25 protein-coding genes are annotated in these 24,913 nt (G+C 43.2%); 6 read left to right on the top strand and 19 right to left on the bottom strand.

Annotated elements, in window-relative coordinates; all coding sequences use genetic code 11:
• Nucleotides 1–65 precede the first annotated feature (65 nt).
• Nucleotides 66–1,232, top strand: coding sequence for a THUMP domain-containing class I SAM-dependent RNA methyltransferase (locus tag DDR33_RS01340; protein WP_109413958.1), 1,167 nt, complete (start codon nt 66–68; stop codon nt 1,230–1,232).
• A 4-nt stretch (nt 1,233–1,236) separates the two neighbouring features.
• Here the strand turns inward: DDR33_RS01340 and hisS are convergent, their stop codons facing one another.
• From hisS to fumC, 5 genes are all read right to left on the bottom strand, one after another.
• On the bottom strand, nt 1,237–2,622 hold the full coding sequence (gene hisS / locus DDR33_RS01335) for a histidine--tRNA ligase (protein WP_109413957.1): 1,386 nt from the start codon (nt 2,620–2,622) through the stop codon (nt 1,237–1,239).
• 158 nt (nt 2,623–2,780) lie between these two features.
• Nucleotides 2,781–3,218: a low molecular weight protein-tyrosine-phosphatase gene (locus DDR33_RS01330; RefSeq protein WP_109413956.1), complete on the bottom strand. Its 438-nt coding sequence runs from the start codon at nt 3,216–3,218 to the stop codon at nt 2,781–2,783.
• A gap of 21 nt (nt 3,219–3,239) precedes the next feature.
• A complete protein-coding gene (locus tag DDR33_RS01325; protein WP_109413955.1) occupies nt 3,240–4,028 on the bottom strand; it encodes a S1/P1 nuclease in 789 nt (262 codons plus the stop codon).
• A 96-nt stretch (nt 4,029–4,124) separates the two neighbouring features.
• Complete coding sequence (locus DDR33_RS01320; protein WP_238387615.1) at nt 4,125–4,628, bottom strand: fumarate hydratase; 504 nt, start codon at nt 4,626–4,628, stop codon at nt 4,125–4,127.
• A 54-nt stretch (nt 4,629–4,682) separates the two neighbouring features.
• Nucleotides 4,683–6,080 carry a class II fumarate hydratase gene (gene fumC / locus DDR33_RS01315; protein WP_109413954.1) on the bottom strand — a complete coding sequence of 466 codons (1,398 nt, stop codon included), beginning with the start codon at nt 6,078–6,080 and terminating at the stop codon, nt 4,683–4,685.
• A gap of 339 nt (nt 6,081–6,419) precedes the next feature.
• Between fumC and DDR33_RS01310 the strand changes: the two genes are divergently transcribed.
• The 4 genes from DDR33_RS01310 to DDR33_RS01295 all read left to right on the top strand — a co-directional run bounded on the left by DDR33_RS01310 (nt 6,420) and on the right by DDR33_RS01295 (nt 9,221).
• On the top strand, nt 6,420–7,622 hold the full coding sequence (locus DDR33_RS01310) for a serine hydrolase domain-containing protein (protein WP_109413953.1): 1,203 nt from the start codon (nt 6,420–6,422) through the stop codon (nt 7,620–7,622).
• Between the two features lie 171 nt (nt 7,623–7,793).
• Nucleotides 7,794–8,174: a response regulator gene (locus tag DDR33_RS01305; protein ID WP_109413952.1), complete on the top strand. Its 381-nt coding sequence runs from the start codon at nt 7,794–7,796 to the stop codon at nt 8,172–8,174.
• A gap of 45 nt (nt 8,175–8,219) precedes the next feature.
• Complete coding sequence (locus DDR33_RS01300; RefSeq protein WP_109413951.1) at nt 8,220–8,528, top strand: YbaB/EbfC family nucleoid-associated protein; 309 nt, start codon at nt 8,220–8,222, stop codon at nt 8,526–8,528.
• A gap of 12 nt (nt 8,529–8,540) precedes the next feature.
• A complete protein-coding gene (locus tag DDR33_RS01295) occupies nt 8,541–9,221 on the top strand; it encodes a metal-dependent hydrolase (protein ID WP_109413950.1) in 681 nt (226 codons plus the stop codon).
• 68 nt (nt 9,222–9,289) lie between these two features.
• On the opposite strand, the gene DDR33_RS01290 is transcribed toward DDR33_RS01295, so the two are convergent.
• The 8 genes from DDR33_RS01290 to trmB form a co-directional block, all read right to left on the bottom strand.
• Nucleotides 9,290–10,552: a glucose-1-phosphate adenylyltransferase gene (locus DDR33_RS01290; RefSeq protein ID WP_109413949.1), complete on the bottom strand. Its 1,263-nt coding sequence runs from the start codon at nt 10,550–10,552 to the stop codon at nt 9,290–9,292.
• Nucleotides 10,549–11,976, bottom strand: a complete 1,428-nt coding sequence (locus DDR33_RS01285) for a glycogen synthase (protein ID WP_109413948.1) — start codon at nt 11,974–11,976, stop codon at nt 10,549–10,551. Before DDR33_RS01285 ends, DDR33_RS01290 begins: the two co-directional genes overlap by 4 nt.
• A gap of 121 nt (nt 11,977–12,097) precedes the next feature.
• Nucleotides 12,098–13,213 (bottom strand): toxin-antitoxin system YwqK family antitoxin, encoded by a 1,116-nt coding sequence (locus DDR33_RS01280; protein WP_146198673.1) that lies wholly within the window; start codon nt 13,211–13,213, stop codon nt 12,098–12,100.
• Nucleotides 13,214–13,217: 4 nt separating this feature from the next.
• Nucleotides 13,218–16,016: a DNA polymerase I gene (polA, locus tag DDR33_RS01275; protein WP_109413946.1), complete on the bottom strand. Its 2,799-nt coding sequence runs from the start codon at nt 16,014–16,016 to the stop codon at nt 13,218–13,220.
• Between the two features lie 253 nt (nt 16,017–16,269).
• Entirely contained in the window at nt 16,270–16,851 is a 582-nt protein-coding gene (locus DDR33_RS01270) for a DNA-3-methyladenine glycosylase I (RefSeq protein WP_109413945.1), read from the bottom strand.
• 24 nt (nt 16,852–16,875) lie between these two features.
• Nucleotides 16,876–17,223, bottom strand: coding sequence for a carboxymuconolactone decarboxylase family protein (locus tag DDR33_RS01265; protein WP_109413944.1), 348 nt, complete (start codon nt 17,221–17,223; stop codon nt 16,876–16,878).
• 34 nt (nt 17,224–17,257) lie between these two features.
• On the bottom strand, nt 17,258–17,596 hold the full coding sequence (locus DDR33_RS01260; protein WP_109413943.1) for an MGMT family protein: 339 nt from the start codon (nt 17,594–17,596) through the stop codon (nt 17,258–17,260).
• Nucleotides 17,596–18,246, bottom strand: a complete 651-nt coding sequence (gene trmB, locus DDR33_RS01255) for a tRNA (guanosine(46)-N7)-methyltransferase TrmB (RefSeq protein ID WP_109413942.1) — start codon at nt 18,244–18,246, stop codon at nt 17,596–17,598. Before trmB ends, DDR33_RS01260 begins: the two co-directional genes overlap by 1 nt.
• 507 nt (nt 18,247–18,753) lie before the next feature.
• On the opposite strand from trmB, the gene fcl reads away from it, so the two are divergent.
• Nucleotides 18,754–19,680 (top strand): GDP-L-fucose synthase, encoded by a 927-nt coding sequence (fcl, locus tag DDR33_RS01250; RefSeq protein WP_109413941.1) that lies wholly within the window; start codon nt 18,754–18,756, stop codon nt 19,678–19,680.
• A 61-nt stretch (nt 19,681–19,741) separates the two neighbouring features.
• On the opposite strand, the gene DDR33_RS01245 is transcribed toward fcl, so the two are convergent.
• From DDR33_RS01245 to DDR33_RS01220, 6 genes are all read right to left on the bottom strand, one after another.
• The gene (locus DDR33_RS01245) at nt 19,742–20,203 is read right to left on the bottom strand and encodes a hypothetical protein (protein WP_109413940.1); all 462 of its coding nucleotides are present in this window, start codon (nt 20,201–20,203) and stop codon (nt 19,742–19,744) included.
• Nucleotides 20,204–20,560, bottom strand: a complete 357-nt coding sequence (locus DDR33_RS01240) for a phage holin family protein (protein ID WP_109413939.1) — start codon at nt 20,558–20,560, stop codon at nt 20,204–20,206.
• A 37-nt stretch (nt 20,561–20,597) separates the two neighbouring features.
• The gene (locus tag DDR33_RS01235) at nt 20,598–20,870 is read right to left on the bottom strand and encodes a YtxH domain-containing protein (RefSeq protein ID WP_109413938.1); all 273 of its coding nucleotides are present in this window, start codon (nt 20,868–20,870) and stop codon (nt 20,598–20,600) included.
• Between the two features lie 126 nt (nt 20,871–20,996).
• A complete protein-coding gene (locus DDR33_RS01230) occupies nt 20,997–21,980 on the bottom strand; it encodes a response regulator (protein WP_109413937.1) in 984 nt (327 codons plus the stop codon).
• A gap of 11 nt (nt 21,981–21,991) precedes the next feature.
• Nucleotides 21,992–23,284 (bottom strand): sensor histidine kinase, encoded by a 1,293-nt coding sequence (locus tag DDR33_RS01225; protein WP_146198672.1) that lies wholly within the window; start codon nt 23,282–23,284, stop codon nt 21,992–21,994.
• Between the two features lie 54 nt (nt 23,285–23,338).
• On the bottom strand, nt 23,339–24,748 hold the full coding sequence (locus tag DDR33_RS01220; RefSeq protein WP_109414172.1) for a sigma-54-dependent transcriptional regulator: 1,410 nt from the start codon (nt 24,746–24,748) through the stop codon (nt 23,339–23,341).
• Between the last annotated feature and the right edge of the window lie 165 nt (nt 24,749–24,913).

The raw sequence follows: 24,913 nt of genomic DNA, 5'->3' as shown, positions 1-24,913 counted from the left end.
TTCTCTTTCAATTATTACAAGATTCAAAACTGGCAAATTTAATTGACTAACTTCGCACATATTTTATGGAAGTTTTCAACACTGCAAGTCGTATTCTTGTAACATGTAATAAAAGACTGGCTCCGTATCTCATAACTGAGATAGAAGAGCTTGGTTTAAAAATAGAGAGAAGTTTCAGTACCGGAGTAGAAATTTCGGGAACAGTTAACGATTGTATTGTTCTTAACCTGAATCTCCGCACTGCAAGCCAGGTTCTTTATTCCCTTAAGAGCTTCAATGCTGAAACTCCCGATGATTTGTATAAATCCCTTGTTGAAATTGAATGGGAAGAACTGATTGACTTCGCGGGATATTTTTCGATTACCTCGAATGTCAGTAACGAACATATCAGGACGCCTCTGTTTGCAAATGTGAAGGTTAAGGATGCCATTGTCGACCGAATCAGGGAGAAAAAGAACCTAAGACCCGATTCAGGCCCGCTTGTAAATAAAACCGTGATCCATCTCTACTGGAGAGATAATCAGGCCGAAGTATTCATAGATACTTCGGGAGAGGTTATTTCGAAACACGGCTACAGGAAGCTGCCGGGGAAAGCACCGATGCTCGAGGCCCTTGCTGCCGGGACTATTCTTTCCGGGAAGTGGGACCGCAACAGCTCTTTTGTAAATCCCATGTGCGGATCCGGAACCCTTGCTATTGAGGCTGCACTCATTGCCACAAATAAAAGCCCGGGATACTTTCGCATGAATTATGGTTTTATGCACATCCTCGGATATGATGAGCAAGTGTTCTTTGCCGAAAGAAGGAAGTTAAAAGATAAAGCAAAGAAATCACTTGATTTTAAAATTATAGCTTCTGATATATCAGACGAAGCCATCGATATTGCAAGAAAGAATGCAAAAACAGCCGGCGTAGATCACCTCATAGATTTTCAGGTGTGTGATTTTGAAGAGACGGAAGTTCCCGAAGGCAGCGGTGTAGTGATGTTCAACCCAGAGTATGGTGAAAGGCTGGGAACACATACCAAACTCGAAGCTACCTATAAACGTATCGGCGACTTTCTGAAACAAAAGTGTAAGGGATATTATGGGTACATCTTTACAGGAAATCCCGATCTCGCTAAAAAGATAGGACTGAAAGCTTCCAGAAGAATTGAGTTTTATAATGGGAAACTTGATTGCCGCTTGCTGGAATACGAATTATATGAAGGCACAAAAAGAGAAGAAGCTTAGTTGGTTAACTAAGCTTCTTTATTAATTCTTCTTTAGTCAGTTTCTCCTGCTGCCCGCTTTTCATATCCTTCAATGTTAATTCTCCTGACTGTATCTCCTCACTTCCTATCAGTAAGACAAAAGGAATATTCTTGCTGTCTGCATAAGCCATTTGTTTCTTTATCTTAGCAGCTGAGGGGTATAATTCTGCTGCTATCCCCTTATTGCGGAAACTGAACAGTAAGGGCAGTGCATATTTTTCAGCGTCCTGGTCGAAGTTGGTGATGAGAACTTTCGTGATCTCCGACGATTGTTCAGGGAATAACTTCAACTCGTCGAGAACATCATAGATCCTGTCGGCTCCAAAGGAAATTCCAGCCCCTGTCAGACCTTTTAAACCAAACATCCCTGTGAGGTCGTCATAGCGTCCGCCGCCGCCGATACTACCCATCGCTACCTCGTTTGTTTTCACCTCGAAAATTGCACCGGTATAATAATTCAACCCTCTTGCCAGCGTGATATCCAGTTCTACATTTGGAAGGGATGAAGACGATAGCCGGGCGAGGTAGTCAAATATTGTCTCGATTTCCTTAATGCCCGCCTTGCCCACAGAAGTTGGTTCCAGAACGGCTTTTAATTTTTCAAGTTTTTCAGCATTGTCTCCCTTAAGCAGGATCACCGGTCTTAGCATCTCTATATCCCCGGAAGTGAATCCCCGTTCAAGCAATTCCTTTTCAACTCCATCCAGCCCGATCTTATCAATCTTGTCAATAGCAACTGTCATGTCTACTATCAGCTCCGGCTTCCCTATTATCTCCGCGATCCCTGTTAAGATCTTTCTGTTGTTGATCTTAATAGTGAAATCCCTGAGACCGAGCTTGCTTAACGCTTCCTGGTAGATAAGAACGAATTCAGCTTCGTTAAGTAAGCTCTCCGAGCCAACCACGTCGGCATCACACTGATAAAACTCCCGGTATCTTCCTTTTTGCGGCCGGTCTGCACGCCATACCGGCTGAATCTGGAAGCGCTTAAAAGGAAAAGAGATTTCGTTTTGATGCATGACCACATACCTGGCGAAAGGAACGGTAAGGTCATAACGGAGGGCTTTCTCCGATAATACTGGGAGAAGGCTTCTGGAACTAAATTGAAAAGCCTCCGCTTTTTGTTGTTGCTTTTCAGCTTCCCCCCAAAAATCCCCGCTGTTTAAAATCTTAAAGATCAGTTTGTCTCCTTCATCTCCGTATTTCCCTGTTAATGTACTCAGGTTTTCCATAGAAGGTGTTTGAATTTCCTGGTAACCATACTTCCGGAACACAGATTTAATAGTGTCGAAAATATAATTACGTCTCACCATTTCCACGGGTGAAAAATCTCTTGTACCCTTTGGCACGGATGGTTTATTACTCGCCATGGCGCAAAAGTACAAAAAGCAGCAGGAGAGTATATAGCCCGATTCTAAATTCATTTAGCGGAGGTCCGCTTTTTTTAAAGACAGCAACAGGGTAGAGGTGACGGGATATTCCCAATGGGTATATTAAGAGCAGGGAGGCCCCTGCTCTCTGATAGCTTTTAGCTGAGCTCCTGCTCTACGATTTTCCGGCATCCCTCTTCCACCATGAGGAAAACGGGATCAAACTGATCATCATCGTAGTAAGGGTCGGGAACAACTTCCTTATCCAGAAGTAGTCTGACCTTTTTGCGGTCATTTTCTGAGTGTGCCATACTCAGAACATCCCGGAGGTTCATGCGGTCCATCACATAGATCCTGTCAAAACGATCGAAGTCACCGGACGTAAACTGCCGGCAGCACTGACCGGAAATATCAATACCGTATTTCTTTGCTATAGCCGTTGAACGACGGTCAGGCGGAGAACCAATGTGCCAGTCTCCTGTTCCCGCAGAGTCTATTTCCCAGTCCAATCCCTTCTCTTTCACAATGCTTTCCATTATCCCATGTGCGAGCGGGGAGCGGCATATATTGCCCAGGCACACCATTAATATTTTCATTCGCAGTATAACTAAATTGGCCTATGAAAAGATCTCGTTTAGAAGCCCCGCAAGGCGGATACCTCCTTTTAACAACTGCTCATTGAGAGTATCGATATGATCGAAATTATACCTGTAGCTGAAGCTCTGATCTTTCTCTGCTTCCTCATACAGCTGTTCGCTGATTTGGTAAGATTCGAAAATCCAGTTGTTCAGCCCTGTTTTCTGCCATGCAGAAACTTGCTCCTTAGTAGGGTGATCCAGGGCTTTCGCATATTCTGTATAGCTGAGCTGCTGAAACTCTATGAACTCAGAATCCCAGAAGGTGTGCAGGTTAGACGGTTTATTAAACCACTTAATTTTGACGTCATTCCCGCCGCGGTCTTCTCTTCGTCCGCAGTGCATCGGCTGGTGTATATCCCCCATCACATGAACCAGTATGCGCAGATACATCCGCTTCATGTCCATCGGTAATGTTTTCTTCCTGAGCTCTGCCGCTACAAACCGGATTTTATTGAATGCATTCGCTGCGGTATCAGTCTTAAGGAATGAATCCACCTGCTCCGCTGTCAGGCCCTGCGGCAGGTTTACATAATGCCACACATCAAGATATTTAAACGATGGATCTGATTTAATAAAATCCATCCAGTTGGCATTCATTGCAAGCGTTTCGGCGCCGAAGATTTTCTGAATTTCTTTCCGCGCTTTACTTGTGAGATGCTGCCCGGCAATCTCACCTACAATCCGGTGTCCTAAAAGCCCCCACGCCATAGAGTGAAGAGGGAGATATAAAAACAGTATTGCAACCAGAAGTATTTTTAGCTTTTTCATATGTAATTTATCAAATCATAAAAGAGTTAACGCCTGTGCTGTATGTCTGAAGACTGCTTGTTACGACTGTCCCATTGTTCCGGTATCCCGGTGTTGTTACAAAGGTTGGGGATCGCAAGTTAACTTTTCTTTAAGTTTTAATATCACCGGAATATTCTGACTGAGGTCAAACAATTCTATTCTTTCCGCCGATAGCTTTTTTACCAGGAAAACGGGAACATATTGCCCGATCCGGTAACATCCCGAGAGTTTTTGCCTGAAATTTGATTGTGTAAATGTGCCGTTGATATAAAGTGTATCATGACTTACAACATAAACTCCTTTTGCGTATTCTTTCCACTCCCCTTTATTGAAACAATGATCATCATAGTAGTTTACCTTAGATCTGGTGCTGATAGTGGCATAAAAAGAATCACAGGTAAATTTAAAGGAATGCTGGCTGTACTGAAGTAAGGTATCCACGAATGCAGGAGGTTCCTCATTCCAGGAGCCCTGTAGTTCAGCTGATCCCCGTCCCTGTACATTAGGATTAAACCGGCACGAACTTAGGATCAGTAACGCCAGGCAAAGAGATAGAAAATAGTAATTGTTGAACCTCATATAAAAAAATTCCCTCTCTCCCTTACGGAGAGAGGGAGTTTTAAAACTGTTTGTTTATTTTAATCCGCCGATCATGTCTTCAGGGCGAACCCACTGATCGAATTGTTCATTAGTCAGGAAGCCCAGCTCAAGGGCTGCTTCACGTAATGATGTCTTTTCTTTATGAGCCTTCTTGGCAATTTTAGCCGCGTTCTCGTATCCGATATGAGGATTAAGGGCCGTTACCAGCATGAGTGAATTTTCAACATGCCTTTTAATCCCGTCATAATTAGGCTCGATTCCGATTGCACAATGGTCATTGAATGACACACATACATCGCCGAGTAATCTTGCCGACTGAAGGAAGTTTGCAGCAATAACAGGCTTAAATACGTTCAGTTCGTAATGTCCGTTAGATCCGCCGATAGTGACCGCAACATCATTACCCATTACCTGGGCTGCCACCATCGTCATTGCTTCATTCTGTGTAGGATTAACCTTTCCCGGCATGATAGAAGATCCTGGTTCATTTTCCGGGATGAAGATCTCTCCGATTCCTGAACGTGGGCCTGAAGCCATCATTCTGATGTCGTTGGCGATTTTCATCAATGCTACTGCCAGTTGTTTCAATGCTCCGTGCGATTCTACCATCGCGTCATGAGAAGCAAGTGCTTCAAACTTATTCTCTGCCGTTCTGAAAGGGAGCCCGGTGAATTGTGCTATATAATCAGCAACTTTAACATCATAACCTTTAGGCGTATTGATTCCCGTACCAACCGCAGTTCCGCCCAGTGCAAGTTCTGCCAGGTGATCAAGAGTATTCTTAATAGCCTTCAGTGCGTGATCCAGTTGTGATACGTAGCCGGAAAATTCCTGCCCCAGTGTCAGTGGCGTTGCATCCATTAAATGCGTACGTCCGATCTTTACAACATCTTTAAACGCTTCTGCTTTCGCTTTTAATGTATCTCTCAGTTTCTCTACACCGGGAATCGTAACTTCAGTTACCATTTTATAGGCAGCAATATGCATTGCTGTCGGATAAGTATCGTTCGAAGACTGGGATTTATTTACATCATCATTCGGATGTATGAAGGTTTTTCCTTCCCCGAGTTTATTTCCCTGAAGTACGTGTGCCCGGTTAGCAACCACTTCATTCACATTCATGTTAGACTGGGTTCCCGATCCTGTCTGCCAGATAACAAGCGGAAACTCGCCATAGAGTTTTCCTTCCAGGATTTCATCACATACTTTAGCAATAAGATCACGCTTTTCGGCAGGCATCACACCGCAATCTGTATTGGTGTATGCCGCTGCTTTTTTCAAATATGCAAACGCATCGACTATCTCTTTCGGCATTGAGGCTTCGGGCCCTATTTTAAAGTTGTTTCTTGAGCGTTCAGTCTGAGCTCCCCAGTATTTGTCTGCAGGAACCTGTACTTCGCCCATTGTGTCATGTTCTATTCTGAAATTCATGATTTTAGGGTTTTTTGATCGCACAAACTTATATAAAAATGTTCAATATGCGTTTTTCGAAACGTGATATTAGAACAAATTTTGTCATGATTTAAGTCATGTTTTTGATACGGAATGAAGAGCCTGGCTCCCCGGTTGGGAACTATGAGCAATACCGGCTTCTGATTCCTGCTGACCTGGAATTGCTGAGAAGAGGGATGACGCTAATAATTGCGTTATCTGTGTAAGGAAACCGGAGGCTCGGGGAAGGCAGGAGAAAGGATTGTTTAAAACTCTTTTAACCTGCTTTTGTAATAATTTCTGATTTTCGCCTTTTAATATAGAATTAGCTTAAGTAATATGACCCGTTTCTGTGTTGTCGCTCTTAGTTTACTTTGTTCAGTCATTACCTGTACTTCCTGCTCATCCGATAAAAAGAATAAAACAGAAAGAACTGTTGAAGATGATAAATCGGATAGCCTTCTTTTAATATATGACAGCAAAAAGGCCGATAAGCGGATAGACGATTTCATGCAGAACCTGCACCAAAAAAGAGGATTTAACGGAAACGTCCTGGTAGCAAAGAAGGGGAAGATTATTTATCAGAACGCTATAGGCTGGGCTGATTACCTGCACCGGGATAGCCTGAAGATTAATTCCGTATTCGAGCTGGCTTCGGTTTCTAAACCGATGACTGCCACCGCCATATTAATGCTGGTTGAACAGGGAAAACTTAAGCTGGACCAAACAGTGAACGACTTTTATCCGGATTTTCCCTATCCGGGAATTACTATCCGTATGCTCCTTTCTCATCGTTCTGGCTTAATGAACTATGTGTATTTTGTAGACCGGCTGTGGAAAGCTCAGAAAAAAGATGAAAGCAAAGGGATCACCAATGACGATGTGATGAAGCTCATTGCACAAAATAAGCCTGCTCCTTACACCCGGCCAAACGTGAAGTTCCATTACAATAATTCGAACTTTATGATCCTGGGAGCCATTATAGAGAAGGTTACCGGAATGAGATATTCCCAGTTTATGAAAGAGAATGTCTTTAAACCATGCGGTATGACAAATACAGCAGTTTATTCGAAATCTGAATATGAGAAGATCCCGGTTGACGTGGTAGGGCACGACAGGACATGGCGGTATTCCGTTGTTCAAAACTTCCTTGATGGCCCTGTGGGAGATAAAGGAATTTATAGTACTGTACACGACCTTTTACTATTCGACCGCAGCCTGTTAAAGGGAAAGCTAATTTCTAAAGCCTGGCAGGATTCCGCTTATACCGGGCATAATACATTAGTTAGAGGTCATTTCAATTATGGTTATGGCTGGCGTATTTTTGAAGGAGACGGACACAAAGTAGTATATCACACCGGCTGGTGGCATGGTTTCAGGCACATTTATTTGCGGGATCTCACAGCAGATGTAACTATTGTGTTGCTTTGCAACCTAACAAATGGCAGTCTGTTACAGTTAGATGAGCTTTTTAAGATAGTGGGGATGCCAATTGTTAGAAAATCTGCTTATACAGGAAACGGAGATACATCTGAAGACTAGGGTTGTGAAATCACGATATATTATTGTTGATTGATTTCTCGCAATTTTGTATGTTTAACAATTGTTGCAGATAGATACACTGAAATAGCCGTAGTGGTAAATACAAATGGGTGAAAGAGGATAAACTATTCTGAAAAATCAGTAAACATACATTTAAAGGTCTAAGCCACAATGAGTAAGGTTTTTATTATTGATGATGATCCTATTCATCAGAGAATTGCGCAAATCATGATAGCCAAGCACATGATCTACGACGAATATTCGAGTTATATGGAAGCAACCAAGGCTCTTGAATATCTGGCAGATCATCATGATAATACCCGGGACCTTCCTGATGTAATTCTTCTGGACTTAAACATGCCCGGAATGGATGGGTGGGATTTCCTTGACCAATACGATAAGCTGCGGGCGGGCATCACCAAGGATATAAAGATTTTTATTGTGAGTTCGTCCGTGGATGAGAAAGATAAGCTCAGGGCCGAAACCTACCCTACAGTAAATGGCTTTATATCCAAACCTCTTACCCCTCAGATTCTACGTACCACGCAGTGAACATTTCAATAGCACTGCTGTTAATTTTAATATATCTGATTCAATATGTTTGATAAATTACTTCAGGTTCAGCAACAGGCTGATGAAATAAAAAAAAGGTTAGACGCTGTAACGGTAAGCGGAGAAGCAGAAGGCGGGAAAATCAGGGTCACTGCAACCGGAAACAAATACATAACATCCATTCAGATCGACAATGAGCTATTCGGAGCTGCCGACAAAGAGGAGCTGGAAGAACTGCTTGCTGTTGCGGTAAATAAGGCGATAGAACAGGCAGAGAACGTGCATCAGTCTGAGATGCAGGCGTTGAGCCAGAATATGCTGGGCGGACTGGGAAATCTTTTTGGAGGACAATAAATTCATTATAAAATGAAGGCAACCTATTATGGCCAGTCCTGTTTTCTCCTCGAGCTGCAGGGCACGAAAATATTATTCGATCCATTTATAACCCCCAATGAACTTGCAAAAGACATTGATCCCGATACAATAGAAGCTGATTTCATACTGGTTTCCCACGGCCACTCCGATCATACAGCGGATCTTGTGCCTATAGCCAGCCGCACGGGTGCCACCGTTGTTTGCTCCTTTGAAATTGCAGAATGGCTTGGAACGAGAGGAGTGACCAATACTCACCCGATGAACCTCGGCGGCCAATGGTCATTTGAGTTCGGAAAGGTAAAAATGGTGTTCGCCGCTCATTCAAATTCACTTCCCGACGGTACTTACGGAGGTACAGCTGCGGGGTTTATTATTCATGCAGACAATAAGATCATTTATTATTCAGGCGATACAGCTTTAACCCAGGAAATGAAACTGACAGGTGAGCTCTACTCCTTAGATGTAGCTTTTCTTCCGATAGGCGACAATTTTACCATGGGGGTAGACGATGCTATTATCGCTTCTAAATTCATTAATTGTACCGAGATCATCGGAATGCACTACGATACTTTCGGCTATATTAAAATAGACAAAAAAGAAGCCCTGGCAAAATTTGAACATGCAGGGCTTAATTTGAGGCTCCCGGACATCGGAAGTTCGATTGAGCTATAGCATTGGGAGTTGAAAGTAAAAAGTTGAAAGTAAAAAGTTAATTCGCTTTTACTTTCAACTTTTTACTCCTAAATCACCGTTCCATTCGGTATCACAGCCGTCTTTTTGATCACTACAATCCCATCTCTTACCGTGTACTTTTCATAATCGCCATCTTCGAGATGAGGGCCACCGTTAATTCTCACATCATTTCCGATGCGGCAATTCTTGTCGAGGATAGCATTTTTGATGTAGCATCTCTCTCCCACACCCATTATCGGCGCACCTGTAGCCTTAGCTTCTCCCAGTTGCTCAAGAGTCTGGTAGTAATCACACCCCATGATATAACTGCATTCGATAGTAGTGCCGCGGCCGATGCGTGTACGTATCCCGATTACAGACCTTTCAATGCGGCTGGCATCTATGATGCAACCATCTGCGATAATGGTCTTTTCAAGAGTAGTTCCAAGGATCTTGGAAGGCGGAAGCATTCTGGCCCTTGAAAAAATACTTCTCTTATCAAACAGGTTGAACTGAGGAATATTATCAGTTAAGCCGATGTTAGCCTCAAAGAACGAGGGAATAGTACCAATATCCGTCCAGTATCCATCGTATTGATAGCTAATAACCTTTTGTTTGGTAATAGCCTCGGGAATGATTTCCTTTCCAAAGTCCGTGTGAGGATCATTCATCAGGGTGTTATAGATAGTTTCCCTGTTGAAGATGTAAATTCCCATTGAAGCCTGGTACAGCCGTCCCTGGGCTTTCATTTGGTCATCTACCTCCGAAGTCCATTCTTCAAGTCCGCTTTTCGGCTTTTCGATAAATGAGATAATATTATTATTCTCATCGGTTTTCATGATCCCGAAAGAAGAAGCATCCTTTGCTGTCACAGGAATAGTGGCAACGGTCACATCCGCTTTATTCTCAGCATGCTTTTTGATCATGTCGTTAAAGTCTGCCTGATACAGCTGGTCTCCAGAAAGGATCAATACATAATCGAACTCGAAAGGCGAGATGTGATGAAGCGACTGCCTTACCGCATCAGCGGTACCCTGGAACCAGCCACTGTTACTCGGCGTTTGCTCTGCCGCGAGAATATCGACAAAACCATTGCTGAATACATTAAAATGATAGGTATTCTTAATATGTTTATTAAGAGAAGCCGAATTAAACTGGGTTAAAACGAAAATACGGTCTATTCCGGAATTAAGACAGTTTGAGATCGGGATATCAACCAGGCGATATTTTCCGGCAATAGGAACAGCCGGCTTTGAACGTGTGGCAGTAAGAGGGTGCAGACGGGTCCCCTGTCCCCCTCCAAGAATAACTGCAATTACTTTCGACATCATATGTTTAAATTATTTAGGCTCTTATAAAGGTCGATATATTCATCCGCCGAACGATTCCATGAAAAATCAAGGTTCATCATCCTTTTTCTTAACAATCTAATGCCCGGCGTGTTTGAGCACAACTCTGTAGCTCTGGTTACCGCCTCTGCTATTGCTTCCGGATCTGCTTCCGTGAAACGAACGCCATATCCGTCTGTTTCCGAAAAATCAATGACCGTATCTTTTAATCCTCCTGTACTCCGCACAATTGGGATAGTTCCGTATCTTAATGCATATAATTGATTCAGCCCGCAGGGCTCTACTCTCGACGGCATAAGAATAAAATCGGCACCTGCATATATAACATGCGACAGCGCTTCATCATAGCCGATAAATACATTATAATCTTTCTTATACGTATTCCTCAATCCCGCCAGTGCTTCTTCTATTACCGGATCTCCTGAACCCAGCACCAGCACGCTTACTTTCCCTTTTAACGATGTGAGGAGGTGACTGATCGCTTCCGGAAGGAGGTCTGCCCCTTTTTCATGCACAAGGCGTCCGATAAACGCAACAAGCGGCTTGGAGAGAGACAGGCCGAAGTCTTTGCAGATTGTTCTCTTATTTTCCTGCTTGCCTTTGCTGACGTTGTCAATATGATAGTTACATGGGATCATCGCATCTGTAGCAGGATTCCAGACATTGGTGTCTATCCCGTTGATGATTCCTTTACTTTTAGCTTCCTCGAGTATAAACAGCTCTTCCAGTCCATTCGAATTAGTTTTTAACTCTTCCAGATAGCTTGGAGAAACAGTAGTATATGCCCAGCAGCTTTTTACTCCGCATGCCAGGGGATTGATGCTGCCCTGCCAGTCAAGCATCCCCCACTTCCAGGGATCTACGTCGGGCAGATAATGATATTTGTCCCACCCGAACCAACCCTGGTACTGCGCGTTATGAATAGTCAGAACAGTTGGAATGTTGGTCAGCCGGTTGTACCTGAAAGAATGGTTCATCAGGAATGGAATCAGCGCTGCCTGGTGATCGTGGCAATGAACAATATCGGGCTTCTCCCCAAATTGCAGCAGCCACTCAAGGACCGCAAGCTGAAAAGCCACAAACTGCTCAGTTTCGTCGGGGTAAGAGTAGATGTCAGGCCTGTCTAGAAGGTCTGGAATTCTTATTAAATGAAGCGGAAAACCAAGTTTGTCTGTACTTTCCTTCAGTACCTCAAAAGAAAGCATTTTGTTGCCCAGAGGAACCTCTGACTGATAAATTACTTCCAGGCTGCTTTCTCTTGCAAATTGCCTGTCATAATAAGGAACTACCACCATCGACGTGATACCCGCAGCCTGCTGATATTTAGGTAGAGAACCTACAACATCGCCGAGCCCCCCCACCTTAGCTACCGGGTAACACTCTGCGCTTACATGGATTACAACCATAATTTGAACGTTGTTATTCTGTTTTGAAAGTTATGAAATTATATACCTGAAAAACAACAAAACATTAATTTTGATAATAGTTTTAATCATTTTTATTTTGTTACAAATCAGGTATATATACCTATGATCCTGTTTTCCTGCTTATCCGGACATTTGAAAATGTCATTTTACCTGCGTTTTCTGCTGTAATATCAATTCTGACAGTAAGGGTATCATTGATCACTTTCCCTGCTTTTTGCGATGGAATCCAGTATCCTATTGAATAAAGAATTTGGAGAAGGTACTTATCTGCCGTTTTATCATCAAAACCCTTAAGGAGCGTAACTCCCGATAGCTGCCCGTTTTTATTAACCTCGAGTGAAAGTTCTAACGTTCGCTCAGTATCGCCCAAAGGCAGCTCGGCTCTGAAATTTTCAGTGAGGTAATTGCTCAGGTAGATCGTGAAATTAAAATGCTCATCAATGTTACAGTTCTTGGCTACAAACCGTTCTGCATTAGTGAATGGATGACTCGCCGCAAAAAGGATCCTCGACTTTTTGTAAGATATATTTCCATCAGCCTGGGAGATCCCCGCTATGAACTTTCCGTCCGAAAAGGTCTCTATCGCTGCCGTTTCATAATCACTCCCCGAAAACTTCCTTAGTATCCTCCATGTGCCTTCCGGCTTCCCGTCTTTCAGAGAACCCCGGTAAATGACAGCCTCATAGCCCTGCTCATTGAAGCCGAACTGCGGGTCTTCCAGCGAAAACTTCCCGGTCCCGTTTTTAACTGTTACCCGCCCTTTGACATCCCAGGCATCCGTAATCAGTACTTCTCCATTTTCCACTTTAAGGATACTCAGTGGCCGCCCGTCCGGGTAGAAGTAATACCAGGTTTTTACAGGTACATCATCCAGGAACTCTGCCTGCCATTTTAACACCCCTCCCGGATAAAACGCCTGGAAAGAGCCCTGTTTCCTGCCATCCTTATAGGTGCCTGTCAGGAGTATGTTTCCATTAGTATCTGTATCGGTAAAACGGCCGTCAAATGTTTTAAATGCCGTGTTGTATGAACACGTCCTTTTGATCTCGTAAAACTCGCAATTCTTATCGGTGAGGTAGTACTGACTGTCGAAAAAGAAGTTATAGAGACTATCCGGTGTTCGTTCAAACACAGTTTGTTTCTCTGGTTGTCCGCTTGCTGAAAAGCAAAAGCCCAGGAGTATAAAAATAATAAAGCCGGATAGTCGTTCTTTCATTTTTCTAATGTGCCTCAAGCCAGTTTGTGCCCGTTCCTATTTCAATTACAATCGGAACGCTTGTCTTTATTGCATTCTTCATGCGATCTTCAATAATCGGTTTCACAAGATCGATTTCCTGCAAAGGAACCTCAAAAACAAGTTCGTCATGCACCTGCATTGTCATTTTTGATAATAAATTCTGCTCCCTCAGATCATTATGGATATTGATCATTGCAATCTTTATCAGATCTGCTGCAGAACCCTGGATGGGGGCATTAATGGCGTTTCGTTCAGCAAACCCTCTTACCGTCGCATTCGCGGAGTTGATATCCCGCAGGTAGCGCCGCCTGCCCATGAGGGTTTGTACATATCCATTTTCCCGGGCAAAGTTCATGGTATCATTCATGTATCTTTTTATCCCCGAATATTGCCTGAAATATTCTTCAATAATTTCCGCTGCCTCCTTCCGGGGGATGCCAAGGTTCTGAGACAGTCCAAAAGCTGACTGACCATAAATAATTCCAAAATTTACAGCTTTGGCGTTCCTTCTTTTGGTTGAATCCACCTCCTCAAGCGGAACTCCGTATACCTTCGCCGCCGTCGCAGTATGGATATCCAGCCCTTTGGCGAAAGCATCCATCATATTCTCGTCTTTGCTGATTTCCGCTATCAGCCGCAACTCTATCTGCGAATAATCGGCAGAGAGGATTACATGATTCTCGTCCCGGGGAATGAAGGCTTTTCTTACTTCACGGCCCCTTTCAGTCCTGATCGGAATATTCTGAAGATTGGGGTTGTTAGAGCTTAGACGACCCGTAGCTGCCACCGCCTGGTTATACGAGGTATGGATCCTTCCTGTTTTAGGGTTGATCATAAGCGGCAAAGCGTCAACATAGGTCGATTTTAATTTCTGAAGCTGGCGGAAGTCGAGAATATCTTTCGCAATATCGCTCTTGTTGGCTAAGGCTGTCAATACATCTTCCCCTGTCTGGTATTGCCCTGTTTTTGTCTTCTTTGCCTTGGGATCCAGCTGAAGTTTATCAAACAGGACTTCTCCGAGCTGTTTGGGCGACGCAATGTTGAAACGTACCCCTGCTTTATCACAGATTGTCTGCTCCAGCAACCTGATTTCAGATTCAAGTTGTTTGGAATATTCAGCCAGTGCCGGCTCATCCACTTTCACTCCCTCTCTCTCCATATCCGCCAATACGTAAATCAGAGGATTTTCTATTTTTTCTGCCAGCTCGCGGGCCTCTGCTTTTTCAAGGAGGGGAGCAAAAGTATCTTTTAACTGGAGGGTGACGTCTGCATCTTCAACGGCGTATTCTTTAACCTTTTCTACTTCCACATCCCGCATATTGCCCTGGTTCTTTCCTTTCGCACCAATAAGCGTGGTAATAGAGACCGGGCTGTACCCCAGATAATTTTCCGAAAGGAGGTCCATGTTATGGCGTGTGTCCGGATCGAGCAGGTAATGAGCGATCATTGTATCGAACAGTTCTCCTTTCACATACACCTGGTACCAGTTTAGCACGAGGATATCGTATTTCAGATTCTGTCCGATCTTTTTGATGGAAGGGTTCTCAAAGATATGCCGGAATTCCGAAACTATCTTCATTGCTTCATCCTGGTCCGAAGAGACCGGAACATACCAGCCTTTGCCTTTCTCAATCGAAAACGACATCCCCACCAGCTCGCAATTATTCGCGTCGGTGCATGTTGTCTCAGTGTCGAAACAGATAAATGACTGTTTCTCCAGGGTGGATATCAACGCTTGTCTTTTCTCAGCTGTGTCTGTTAACTCATAATCATGCGGAGTATTCTCGATATTTTTAGAAGGAGAAACCGGCTCAACAATCGTTTCTGTCTTTATCTCGATCTTTTCCACAGGCTGACCAAACAGATCGGTCTGCTGGCCATAACTCACCTGTTTTACATTCGTAACATTAAATTCCTCTCCAAATACCCGCCTTCCTATTGTTCTGAATTCAAGTTCCATAAACAGGGGCTCCAGCCTCTCCCGGCTTGGTGGATTGATCTGCAGTGCTTCCTCATCCAGCTCAACAGGCGCGTTAAGCATAATAGTAGCCAGCTTTTTGGATATAAGGCCCTGTTCTTTATATTGTTCTATGTTTTCTTTCAGTTTGCCCTTCAGTTCGTGACTGCTGGCTATGATGTTTTCAACAGAACCATACTGCTTTATAAGCGTTTTTGCCGTCTTTTCTCCAACACCTGGTATTCCCGGAATATTATCCACAGCATCTCCCCAGAGGCCGAGAATATCTATCACCTGGTCTACCCGTTCGATTTCCCATTTTGCCAATACTTCAGGTACCCCTAAGATTTCTATGTCGCTTCCCATGCGGGATGGCTTATAGATAAAAATATTCTCAGACACCAGCTGGGCAAAGTCTTTATCAGGCGTCATGCAATAAACCGTGTAGCCAGCTTTTTCTGCTTTTTTTGCCAATGTCCCTATGATATCGTCGGCTTCATATCCGTCGGAAGTAATTACGGGGATGTTGAACCCTTCGATCAGGCGTACAACATAAGGAATGGCAGCAGCAAGATCTTCCGGCATTGCCTGCCTGTGGGCCTTATAGTCTGCAAAGTCCACGTGACGTTCTGTCGGTGCATCCGTATCGAATACGACCGCCATATGAGTTGGTGCTTCCTTTTTCAGTACTTCCAGCAGGGTGTTGGTGAAGCCCATAATTGCAGAAGTGTTAATTCCCCCCGAAGTAAAGCGCGGATTTTTGCTTAAAGCAAAGTGCGCTCTGTAAATGAGGGCCATACCGTCTAAAAGAAAGAGTTTTTTCATTGTTAGTGTCGTACAGATTAATATTAAAGTATTCCGGATATTGACGATTTTACCGATCCTGTGAGTGACACACATTCGGTGCTGAGCCAAAGGTAGCAACAATAAAATTAATCTTCTTCCGGAGAATACAATCTTACAATAACGGGAAAATGAAGGATAGCTTATCCTCTCGTCTGGTTTTGAACTGCTGATTTACGGATATAGCTACAGTCTCTTGATGTCGTTGTATCAGGTTCAGACAATGCCCTGTCGATCACCTGAATGCGCAATTTTCAATATGGTCATTGACCATTCCCGTAGCCTGCATATGCGCGTAGCAAATGGTGGTTCCGAAAAATTTAAAACCGCGTTTTTTCATGTCTTTCGAGATCGCATCTGATATATCCGTTTTTGCAGGTGCATTTCTGTGATCAGACCAGGTATTGACGATAGGTTTTCCGCCGGGCATAAAAGAGTACAGGTATTTGTCGAATGAACCAAACTCTTCCTGCACTTTGAGGAAGCATTTTGCATTACTTATTGCTGCTTCAACTTTCAAACGGTTCCTGATAATGCCGCTGTCTGCCATTAAGCGCTCAATATCATCTGGTCCGAAGGCAGCAACTTTAACAGGGTCAAAGTTGGCAAACGCTCTTCTGTAATTTTCTCTTCTTTTTAAGATAGTGATCCAGCTTAACCCGGCCTGCGCCGATTCCAGGATGAGGAATTCAAAAAGAGTTTTGTCATCATGAACTTCCTTTCCCCATTCTTCATCATGGTATTTAACATATAGCGGGTCAGAACCACACCAGGCACATCTGATAACAGGACTATTCGATTCGGAAGTTGATACCATTTTAATTAAAGCAAAAGACAGACATTATTTACCGGCGCAAAGCTCATCCCAGTATTCAACCGCCCTGCGATAGTGAGGAATAACGATAGAGCCGCCTACCAGGTTCGCGATCATAAATACCTCATTCAGCTCTTCAGAACTAACGCCGGCTTCATGGCATTTTCCGAGATGGTATTTAATACAATCGTCACATCTTAAAACCATAGACGCAACCAGCCCGAGCATTTCCTTGGTCTTTACATCCAGTGCCCCCTCCGCATAGGAGGTAGTATCCAGCGCAAAGAACCGTTTGATGTTAGTATTGGCCGTTTCCATAACCCGCTCATTCATCCGGCTGCGGTAAGTATTAAAATCTTCAACTAGTTTACCCATAATTAGAAGTTATGATAGTACGTAACAATATGTCTTAAGACATGGTCTGCAGATCTGCAGGATGCCAGAAAACATGTTTAAAATCCATCACCTTGTCGTTTTTAATTTCTATGCCTTCACTTTGAAGCAATTCCTGCATCAGGTTAGGCGAAGCGAAAGCCCTCTTGCCAGTTAAAAGTCCCTGGTGATTGACCACCCGGTGTGCCGGTACCGGTGGATATGCGGTGCCGCAAGCGTTCATCGCGTATCCCACCATTCTGGATGAACCTTTTGTGCCCAGATATTCTGCTATTGCTCCGTAAGAAGTGACCCTTCCGTAAGGAATTTGTCTGACGATGTCATAAACTCTTTCGAAAAAGTTCTCCTTGTCCATTAATCAAAACTAAAACTGAGGTAGTTGATGTTTTTATCATGTGCAAGATACTTCTTTTCGTAATAAGTTTTAATGGACAACACGTCATTTACCAGGTCGGAATGATACAGATCCTCCGTTTTACTGTGCAGCCTGAGTTGCAGTTCCCCGATCTTTTCAAACGTATAGGCATGAAGTCCGTCGTTGTCGGTTTTAAGATGAATGATGCCGCCTGGCTTGAGGATCCTTTTATATTTCTCCAGGAAGCCCGGAAACGTCAGGCGTTTCTTTTCCCTGCTTATTTGAGGCTGCGGATCGGGAAATGTAATCCAGATTTCTGATACTTCCTGGTCCCCGAAGTAATCCAGTATATTTTCTATCTGGATCCTGAGGAAAGCAACATTTTCAATGTTTTCTTCAAGTGCTGTTTTAGCTCCCCTCCAGATGCGGTTGCCTTTATAGTCTAATCCAATAAAGTTTTTTTCCGGAAAGAGTTTTGCCATATTCACCGTGTATTCACCCTTGCCGCAGGCAAGTTCCAGAATAAGGGGTTTGGCATTTTTGAAGTGTTCTGAGCTCCAGGATCCTTTAAACTTTTTTCCCTCATCCAATTGATGAACGTTTGCAAAAGTTGCAACCTCTGCAAATCTCCTTAACTTATCTTTTCCCATTAGTCAAAATTGACGCAAACATATTGAAAAATCTGTGATCTGTAAGGGTTTTACTTTAGTGCCTGTGAAAAGCGCCGTATCAATTGTACGCTGGGCTTCCATAGCATCACAAGAAAGAAACTGATAGCCTCCCGGGCAATGTCTTCCCTGGTGGCAGCCAAACAAGTGCATAGCGAAAATTATTTCCGTTATCCGGTCGTGCCTGCTTTCACCCCAGTGTACATCAATAACACAGTGAGTGCACCATAAGTGCACCTTTTTCATCATAAAGGTGCACTTATGGTGCACTCACTGTGCTATTGCCGTGCTTTCGACCGGAAGATTGTATAATCATTTTTCATATCAGGGAAGGGATTTCCTTATCTCTGACCCTAACCTGTCCTGAACGCATTCTATGTGAAATGGGTTCGATGCTTTATACAATTGAGTCTCATCTTAGGGGGATCACAGAGAAGTATTCGGCAGATGTGCCCAGAATCTTTATCTTTGGCAAAATAGTTCTCGTCCGTGGAAAAAAACTCTAAGATCTACATTGCCGGCCACAAAGGAATGGTTGGTTCGGCAATATTCAGAAAATTACAAAAAGAAGGATACGAAAACATTATCACCCGCAGCTCCTCTGAGCTGGATTTAAGGAACCAGGCAGCAGTGGCTGAGTTCTTTGAACAGGAAAAGCCCGACTATGTATTTCTGGCCGCCGCCAAGGTAGGAGGGATCATCGCCAATAATACCTACAGGGGTGAGTTCTTGTATGACAACCTGATGATCCAGAACAACATTATCCATAACGCTTATGTACAAGGCGTAAAGAAGCTGATGTTCCTGGGATCCAGCTGTATTTATCCAAAGATGGCCCCCCAGCCATTAAAAGAAGAATATCTGCTGACCGGCACATTAGAGCCAACCAATGAGCCCTATGCCATAGCCAAGATAGCCGGGATCAAGTTATGCGATGCATACCGTGACCAGTATGGATGTAATTTCGTATCCGTTATGCCCACCAACCTGTATGGATATAACGATAACTACCACCCTGAAAACTCACATGTGCTGCCCGCATTGATCCGCAAGTTTCATGAAGCAAAGACAGGAGGAAAAGATAAAGTAGTGATCTGGGGAACCGGTAGCCCAAAGAGAGAATTCCTGTTTGCCGACGACCTGGCGGATGCCTGCGTATCGCTGATGGAGACGTATAATGAACCCAACCTGATCAACATCGGTACAGGGGAGGATGTCACCATTAAGGAACTGGCCCTGACGGTAAAGAAGATCATCGGGTTTGAAGGAGAGCTGGAATTTGATACCACCAAGCCGGATGGTACCCCGCGGAAGCTGATGGATGTATCAAAGCTGCATTCTTATGGCTGGAAGCACAAGGTGGAACTGGAAGAAGGGATTCAGTTGGCTTATGAGGACTTTTTGAGTAAGCTTTAAGAGAAAGATAAATATTAACACAAACAGAAAGGGCTCCATCGGGAGCCTCTTTCTGTTTGTGTTAATAACTCTCGCTGTCAGGAGGAATGCCGTAATCTACAGACCGGCGGCTGGTTTGTTTAACTCCGAAATTGCTGAATTGCGGACTTCTCTTTTTTTTAAAAAAATCTTTTACTTTATCCATAATGCCCGAAACTGCATTAGAGTTTACTTGTTTTGCTACTTTCTGCGAAAGGAAAGTAATGATCGTTTTGGTGATAAATCCTGATTTTCTGAACAAAACACCATTCATAAACAAAGGAAGCACAATCCGGGCAACACTTGTTATAGCATCCTGACTTAACAGATCTGATGTTAAAGATTTTTTGTTGTTGCCTGACTTGAAAAAGCCTTTTACTGTATTAAATACAGCAGCAGGACTGCTCAGGGATTCTTTTAAGGCCTCTTCCTGCTGAAAGCTCCGTACCTTTAAAAGATCAATTTCCGCCTGTAGCTCTGCCAGGCTGCTAAAAGCCTTTTCCATCTATTTCTTCTTATTATTGAATATTAACTTAACAATAAAGTCCTGAAGGTATTTATTGATATACTTCTCTTTCGTTTTAGCAATTACAATTGCCACAACGAGATACAGGAGCGCTACAATGCCGAATCCTGCAGCATAAGAATCGAGAAGTTCGCCCAGAAAGAATGCAAGAGTTAAGGATGCAAACAGGAACGTTAAAAGAGCCGCTACCACCACACAGCTAATTGTAATCAGGCTTGAAACTACGACTGTAAGCCGTTCGATAGCGCTCAGCCGCGCAAGTTCCAGTTTGGTTGTAATATATTCCTTTAGTAAGGAAACGATATCCTGCTGATTCTGTTCTTGAGTTTCTGACATAGAGTATAGTTAAGAGATCAGAACTTTATAAAAATTATTAAACCTGACTTTCTGAATTCTGAGTTGCGAATTCCTCTTCAGCTGCTGCGAATCTGGTTTTAATGTTGTCAACAACCTTGTCTTTCAACGATGTCAGATTTTCGATCTCTTCAGCTGCTTTGTCTTTGATGGAATCACCCAGATTTTTCAAAGCATCATTTAACTTGTCGCGGGTATCTGACCCTTTTTCAGGGGCAAATAAAATCCCTAATGCTGCTCCTGCGGCTACGCCTGCAAGCAATGCTACCAGAACCTTAGTATTGTCGTTCATGATTTAGTAGTTTAAGTTTTAAAGTATTATTTAACCAATATTAATACAAAATTTTGATATTAACTGTTTTAATTAATTCAAATTGTTTGGGAGCGAAATAGCATGCTGAGAGAATGAAATTTGCGCTCAGACCTTCTGCTTGCCGTGTTTCCGGGAGGCGGAGATCAGTGAGGATGTTATAGTTCTGATCCGTTCACAGTTCTTGTTGATGATAGAAATTAATTCAGGGTTTTGCTTATCCAGGTTGTTGAGGAGTTCTTCGGTTGCAAAATTAATACTGGATAATGGAGTGTAGACTTCCTCTGCCATCAGGCGGGTAAAGCTTTCTGCAAAATCATCCGGAATTTTTATTTCGTTCGTACTCTTTTCGGTTTCGTGAATAATGGTGTAATAAAGTTCGCTGTTTCCATGTTGCAGGATCTGGATGAATGACCAAACCCTGCAATGCTTCCGTCTGCCACGGGATGTTACTATTTCGAGTTCCAGATCTTTTACAACTCCGTAACGCTGTATCTGGGAAATGAAATGTTCGATATCGCCGGGATCTGCAAAGAAGCTGATGATATTTTTCTTTTTCAGTTCTTCAAAGGTGGTATCGAGAAACGATAAAATCGAGCCGTTTGCGTCGTAAACGGTACCGGTTGAATCTGTGATGATAACGGGATCCTTAGAGCGCTCAAAGAGCACCCTGAACTTGCTTTCACTTGTTTTTAACTGTCCGATGGTGTTATGGTGCCTGAGAGCGTACCGGATGGCGCGTGTTAGTGTATCGAAGTTAATTTCGGCTTTGGTTAAATAATCGGCTGCGCCAAGCATAAGAGCCTCTTCATCGGTTTTCCGGTCGCCTTTTCCGGTCAGGATAATCAGAGGGTCAAGGCAATTTGACTTGATGGCTTCCCTTAACAAGTCCAGCCCCGAATGTCTGCCAAGCCGGTAATCAACAAGATAAATATCATAATGACCCTTTAGCATAGAATTGATTGCTGCTTCATATCTGTTGCACCAGTATAATTGATACATATCTCCACCTGGCCCGCCCGAAAGAATTTCGCGGGTTATAATGAAGTCCTCTTCGTCGTCATCAACCAATAATATTTTAACAGGATGCATATATGCACTAATTAAACGGGCAGATATATTCTAAAGCAAGCCCCATCGTTCTCTTTTCCTTCCGCAACAATGCAACCGGAGTGATTTTCGGTAATTTTTTTGCACAGAGCAAGACCTAATCCTGTGCCTTCATATTCCGACCTGGAGTGCAGGCGTTCAAATTTATTGAATATCTTCTCAGACTTCTGTGTGTCAAAACCAATGCCATTGTCTCTTACTTCTATTTTGTAAAACTTCTTTGGGACTGCCTGACCAGCAGTATCTGTGTTTTTCGGTACCAGACTAACAACCTCACTCACTATCTGGATGAAGGGAGGTGTGTCTTTTTTGCTGAACTTAAGAGAGTTGCTGATTAGATTGTACAATAACTGACGTATCTGCGCGGGGATGCCCGAAACAGTTATATTAACGGATATATCGAAACGGGCACCTTTTTGTTCGATTGTATATTCAAGGTCTGCGAGTATGCCGGCAACCAGGTCATTTAGCTTTACGGGTCTCAGGCAGGTGTCTTTCTCCGTTGGTGTTGATAGCATCAGCAGATCGTCAATCATTGTTTGCAGCCTCTCAGATGCATTTATCATTCTCGAAAGATAATTTCCTGCATCTGTTGACAACTCACTTGCGCAGTTCTTTAAGAGGATGTTGCCAAAAGCTTGTATTTTTCTGAGCGGTTCTTTAATGTCATGTGAGGCAGTATAGGCAAACTGCTCCAGTTCAAGATTGGAACGGGTTAATTCTTCTATATTCCGTTTTAGTTGTTCCTGGGTTTTTACAAGGAAAATTTCCCTGTCCTCAAGTTTCTTCTGGATAATTATCCGCTCGCTGATTTCATCCTGCAGGGACTGTATGAGGTCTTTTTTCTTTTGGTGCGCCCGGAGGTAATGGATGGCTATTGCCAGCAACGGGACGATACAGGAAGTAAACCGAAGGATCCAGGCGATATTGAAAGATATATCGAATGGAAGTCTGTGTATAGTCATGAAACCCTCTGCGAGCACCGACGGGATAGAGCTCAGGAGAATCAGCCGGGTGAGGGGAGGTGCAAAATGTGTCCGTAACCTTGCAAACAGGCAAAAACCAACAGTTGCTATAACGGAAGAAATTCCTGATACATGCCATAGAAGATACAGGGGGCCGCTGGATTTATATCCTGCAAAGTTGATGAATGCCGGTGTGTCCGGGCCGGGTGACGTGAGAAGGAGAATGGACGGTATAATACACGCAATCAGAACCACTGCCATAAGGGCAAAGGGGGAATTGAACCTGTTATTGTGATCGTAATCAGGCGAATGTTTCTCCACGTTTAATTTAACCTAATACGCTGAGCGTGTTAAAGTATATGGAGATAACAATTCCTATTCCAGGTTAATAGCTTTCATTTTATTGTATAAGGTCTTACGGTCTATATTCAGTACCTGGGCGGCTTTTGTTTTGTTAAAATTTACCTCTTTCAGAACTCTGAGGATCGTTTCATATTCAGCTTCGAGCGCTGCGTCCTTCAGGCCTTTTCTGCTTTCCCTTCCCTGGATATGTTCCACTGCATTTTCAATAGCGGCTACCTTAGCAAAAGTTGAAATCTCAAGCGGAAGGGCTTTTAGCTGTATTTTATTGGTCTCAGTGAGAAGAGTTGCTCTCCTGATCACGTTTTTAAGTTCACGTACATTGCCGGGCCAGTTGTACGTGAGCAGGCATTCGGTTACCTCCTCAGAGAAACCCTCTACATTCCGGTTGAGCTCTTTATTGGTGAATTTCAAAAACTGGTGAGCAAAGAGGATGATGTCTGTTTCTCTCTGGCGGAGAGGGGGCAGATGGATGCTGAATTCGTTAAACCGGTGATACAAATCTTCCCGGAACCTTCCTTTCTGGATAGCTTCATGCAGGTTTTCGTTTGTAGCAACGATGATTCTGACATCGAGTTCGATTTCTTTGGTTCCGCCTATCCTTTTTACTTTACGTTCCTGCACTGTTCTGAGCAGTGCTGCCTGAATTTCATAAGAGAGGTTCCCTACTTCGTCGAGAAACAGTGTTCCCCCGTTGGCCATTTCGAAATGCCCGATTTTCGTATACAATGCGCCAGTAAATGATCCTTTTTCATGGCCAAAAAATTCACTTCCTGCGAGTTCTTTGGTTAAAGACCCACAGTCCATCGCAATAAATGGTTTATCTCTCCTGTTGCTCTTTATGTGAATAGCCTGGGCTACAGATTCTTTTCCGGTTCCGCTCTCTCCGGTAAGGATTACACTGTAGCTGGTAGGTGCAATTAATTCAATTTGTCTTAATAAATCTTTTGATGCAATACTTTCGCCTACTATGAATGCCTCAGGAAGGCCGGCAACCACGTTTTTTTCCTTTTTCACCTGGGTGGTATTTACCGAAGAAGTGGTTTCAGGTTTACTGAGCACTTCCTGTGTTTCCAGGGCTTTGGTAATGGTGTTGAGTATTTCATCGGGGTAGAGAGGTTTTGTGATATAATCGTAAGCCCCCATTTTAATTAACTCAACTGCCAGTTTAATATCCGAATAGCCTGTTATAATGATTACTCCTGTAGACGGGTAGAGAAGTTTGATCTTTTTCAGCATCTCCCTTCCATCTGTGTCTTCAAGCCTGAAATCGCATAACACCAGGTTAAAGCTTTCTTTTGCAAGCATTTCCAGTGCTGTATTTCCGCTGGTAGAAATTGCTACTTCATAGCCGTTCCTGGTAAGAAACTTAGATAGTAAAAGACCTATATTTATTTCGTCGTCGACTATTAAAATTCTCTTCATATTCATGAATATAGACAAGTTATAAAGGTACTTTTATAAAATCATTTGGGAAATTTTTTCTACAATTTCTGTAAAGAAAAAACCTTTTTTCCATAAAGTTCCTTTGGCCTTTAAATTGTTTCAGATTTATTTTTACTCATTAATCCCCTAAAAGGATACAATAAT

Origin of the sequence: Pararcticibacter amylolyticus, from assembly GCF_003130405.1 — a bacterium.
Taxonomy (GTDB): domain Bacteria; phylum Bacteroidota; class Bacteroidia; order Sphingobacteriales; family Sphingobacteriaceae; genus Arcticibacter; species Arcticibacter amylolyticus.
Note: the sequence above shows the minus strand (reverse complement) of the source record. Positions and strands in the feature narration are given on the sequence as shown.